We start from the raw sequence: 3,462 nt of genomic DNA on the forward strand, positions 1-3,462 counted from the left end.
ACCCAAGATATTTTCATTGGTCTCAAAACCGCAATTGAGAAGAAAATCTGGATGATTCAGGCAGAGCTTGGGTCGGCGCCGGAAATTGATGAATAAAATAATATTAAAAAATCGGTAGGCTTAAACATTGCTAACGCTTATATCAGTGCTGCTATTTAATTGAAATGCGACATCCCAACAACGGGGTGGCGCATTTTTGTTTGCAATGCGGTGACAAATAGGCCGGAAACAAAATAAGTGAGTGATAACTCATTTTAATGTTGACAAACCGAGATGTACTGATTATACTAAGGCCATTAAGTGAGTGAGTATACACTCGTTTTGAGAAAGAGGGTTATTAAAATGGCAACGGATTATGTCATCGCCAAGCAGGTCAGCAAGCACTTTGGTCATCAGCAAGTGCTCAATCAGATTGATTTGACACTGCCGGCTGGAATGATTTATGGCTTGATTGGGCCATCAGGAGCTGGGAAGACCACCTTGATCAAGAGTATTTTAGGGATGGAAGCTGTGGATAGTGGCACTGTTAAAGTCATGGATACGGTGATGCCCAATAGGGCGGTAATGGCACAAGTAGGGTATATGGCCCAAAGTGACGCTTTGTATGAGACACTAACGGCCCGTGAAAACCTGACCTTGTTTGGGCAATTGATGAGCGTTCCAAAAATAAAGTTAGCACAAATGATTGATTATGCAGCCGGATTAGTTGATTTAACGTCCCAATTAGACAAGCGGGTCAGTGGCTATTCGGGTGGGATGAAACGGCGCTTGTCGTTGGCAATTGCCCTGATTCAGGATCCCCAATTATTGATTTTAGATGAACCGACCGTTGGGATTGATCCAGAATTACGGCAACAAATTTGGACCGAACTAAATAAGCTCAAGGATACCGGTAAGTCGATGCTCGTGACAACGCATGTCATGGACGAAGCAGAACGGTGTGATTATCTCATGTTGATTCGGCACGGGATTGCGCTTGCTGAGGGGACACCCGCGGCACTGAAACAACAGTATGCAGTAGATACGATCGAACAGGTCTTTTTGAAAGCGGGGCGGATGCAAGATGCGAACGATGGCAATCGTTAGACGAGTTTTTAAGCAAATGTTACGTGATAAGCGTACCTTGGCGCTGATGTTTTTGGCACCATTGCTGATTATGACGCTGATGTATTTCTTATTTCAAAACAACACGACGCAATTAGCAAGCTTGGGTGTTCATCATGTAGACCAATCCGTGGTTAACGTGATCGATACCAAAAACGTGACGATTCATCATTATGATAGTTCACAGGCACGGAAAATGATTAAGCAGCATGATCTAGATGGCTATTTGACTCAGAAAAATGGTCAATTGACGATTACTTATTCAAATAGCAATCCAACCAACACGTCTTTAATTAAGGCGAGTTTACAATCAGGATTAGTCAAGTTGAAAATGAAGACGCTGGTGACCGTTACTAAGAAACAGCGCGCGGCCCTTGAATCGCAACAAGCCGCTTTGAAGAAGCTGACAGCAGCCCAGACACAAGCAACGGTGACCAAGCTGAAGACTGCCATTGCACAAGCCCAGGCCCGCGGTGACCAGGCAACTGCTGAGAAATTACAAAAGCAACTCAAGCAAGCCACAGCCACGACGTCTAGTTCGACTCAGTCAGCTAAAGCAACCAGTTATACGACTAAGTCTCATTATATTTATGGTAGTAGTGATTCAACGTTCTTTGAAAGCTTTTTGCCAGCCTTTCTCGGTTTCTTTGTCTTCTTCTTTGTGTTCTTGATTTCTGGCGTTTCACTTTTGAATGAACGCACTACTGGAACCCTAAGCCGGCTACTTGCAACCCCAATTCGACGGAGTGAAATTATTATGGGCTATCTAATTGGTTATGGGGGCTTTGCCATCATTCAGACTGTCCTGACCGTTGTTTTTACAATTACGGTCTTCAAGATTCACTTAGTTGGTAGTATTTGGCTGGTCTTTCTGACTAACTTATTATTAGCGTTAGTGGCTTTGACCTTGGGTATCTTTATTTCCACCTTTGCTAACTCAGAATTTCAAATGATTCAGTTTATTCCACTGATTGTTGTACCACAAATCTTTTTTGCTGGGTTGGTTCCAGTCGATGGCATGGCCAGTTGGTTGCAAGCAATTGCCCACATCATGCCGTTATACTATGGTGCTAATGCGTTGACGGCTGTTGTGACAAAGGGTGCTGGGCTTGGCGATATTGGTGTCAATTTGTTAATATTAGTAGGGTTTATGGCCGTACTAACAATGTTGAATATTGTTGGAATGAAACGTTATCGGAAGGTGTGAGGATGTGGAACGACCACGGATACGGGATTATTTTCAACAGGATCTAAGTCAGAATGAAACGATTACACCTAAGCAACGGGCCATCCTCCAGGCAAGTCTCGATTTGTTTGCTGAAAAGGGTTTTGACCAGACCAGTACTAGTGATATTGCACAACGGGCCGGCGTTGCGGAGGGGACGGTCTATCGGCGGTATAAGACTAAGGCTGCCTTACGGGATGCCATCTTAGCACCAATTACCGCGCACATTGTGCCAATCTTAGCGAGTGATTTTTCAGAGGATAAATTACGGCAGCGTTATCCCAGTCTACAGGCATTCGTCACAGCAATTTTTACGGACCGAGTTGCATTTGCTAAAGCTAACGTGAAAGAGTTAAAGGTCATTTTTGAAATGGTAGCTTTTGACACCGAACGACGCGAACAGATTCTTAGCCAGATTGCGCCTAAGATGGTCAAGCAGATGGGAAGTGTCATAAATCAACTAAAAGCAGATCATTTGATTGTGGATTGGCCGAATGATTTGATACTGCAAAGTTTGTTATCGCAGCTATTCGGTTACCTAGCGCAGTTAATGCTGGAATTGCCGGGAACTGAAATTGAGCGCGAACAAGCGTATTTGATTACGGTGATGACCAAAATATTGACCCCGGGTGAACATGATCAAATTACTGGTCAGTGAGCTAACTGTTACTTGATATAAACTAAAGCCACTTCTGTACTTAGCGGTCATTTGAACGCTAAGTACAGAAGTGGCTTTGGTCGTTGCTACGCGTGTTCGTTTGTTAATCTGCTAGTATCGTCATTTTATTCAACAAACTAGTTTGTAACTGGCTGAGTGTGGTCGTCATGTAGACCGGGTAAAGATCTGGGTTGACGAGCCGCTGGGTTGTTCGTGGGAGCTCGGCAAGTTTAGCCATGGTAGATTGTAAAATTATTTGGGTCTAGAATTTTTGGTGTTGGAAAGTATTTCCATTCCAAAAGTACTAGGCCCTAATTTAAAAAGCCATTGATAATGGATCAAAAGCGACCAATAGGGTATACCCTATTGGCCTTTTTTGCTTCTGTGCTATACTAGGAGTTACGAATGTTCATTAGAACTGTCCAAAAGGAGAACTGAAAATGGCTAAAATCGGTTATGCGCGCGTGAGTTCCAA

At 43.5% G+C, this 3,462-nt stretch carries 3 protein-coding genes and 2 pseudogenes; 4 read left to right on the forward strand and 1 reads right to left on the reverse strand.

Translation table 11 applies throughout. The annotated features are described in order from the left end of the window. From ACP4IT_RS12450 to ACP4IT_RS12465, 4 genes and pseudogenes are all read left to right on the forward strand, one after another. Positions 1-96: pseudogene (locus ACP4IT_RS12450) on the forward strand (DNA starvation/stationary phase protection protein); the annotation flags it as partial. 246 nt (positions 97-342) lie between these two features. Continuing rightward, complete coding sequence (locus tag ACP4IT_RS12455; RefSeq protein ID WP_003581836.1) at positions 343-1,086, forward strand: ABC transporter ATP-binding protein; 744 nt, start codon at positions 343-345, stop codon at positions 1,084-1,086. Continuing rightward, positions 1,064-2,311, forward strand: a complete 1,248-nt coding sequence (locus ACP4IT_RS12460) for an ABC transporter permease (RefSeq protein ID WP_086231975.1) — start codon at positions 1,064-1,066, stop codon at positions 2,309-2,311. The genes ACP4IT_RS12455 and ACP4IT_RS12460 overlap by 23 nt, the downstream gene beginning before the upstream one ends. Positions 2,312-2,315: 4 nt before the next feature. Continuing rightward, positions 2,316-2,987: a TetR/AcrR family transcriptional regulator gene (locus ACP4IT_RS12465; protein WP_025025373.1), complete on the forward strand. Its 672-nt coding sequence runs from the start codon at positions 2,316-2,318 to the stop codon at positions 2,985-2,987. Between the two features lie 103 nt (positions 2,988-3,090). Here ACP4IT_RS12465 and ACP4IT_RS12470 read toward each other — a convergent pair. After that, positions 3,091-3,240, reverse strand: a pseudogene (locus ACP4IT_RS12470) (nicotinate phosphoribosyltransferase); the annotation flags it as partial. Positions 3,241-3,462: the final 222 nt, after the last annotated feature.

Source organism: Levilactobacillus sp. LN180102, assembly GCF_050106635.1.
Taxonomy (GTDB): domain Bacteria; phylum Bacillota; class Bacilli; order Lactobacillales; family Lactobacillaceae; genus Levilactobacillus; species Levilactobacillus brevis.

Coding starts and splice junctions, on each gene's coding strand:
- ACP4IT_RS12460 (WP_086231975.1), top strand. CDS start 1,064: ATGCGAACGATGGCAATCGTTAGACGAGTTTTTAAGCAAATGTTACGT.
- ACP4IT_RS12455 (WP_003581836.1), top strand. CDS start 343: ATGGCAACGGATTATGTCATCGCCAAGCAGGTCAGCAAGCACTTTGGT.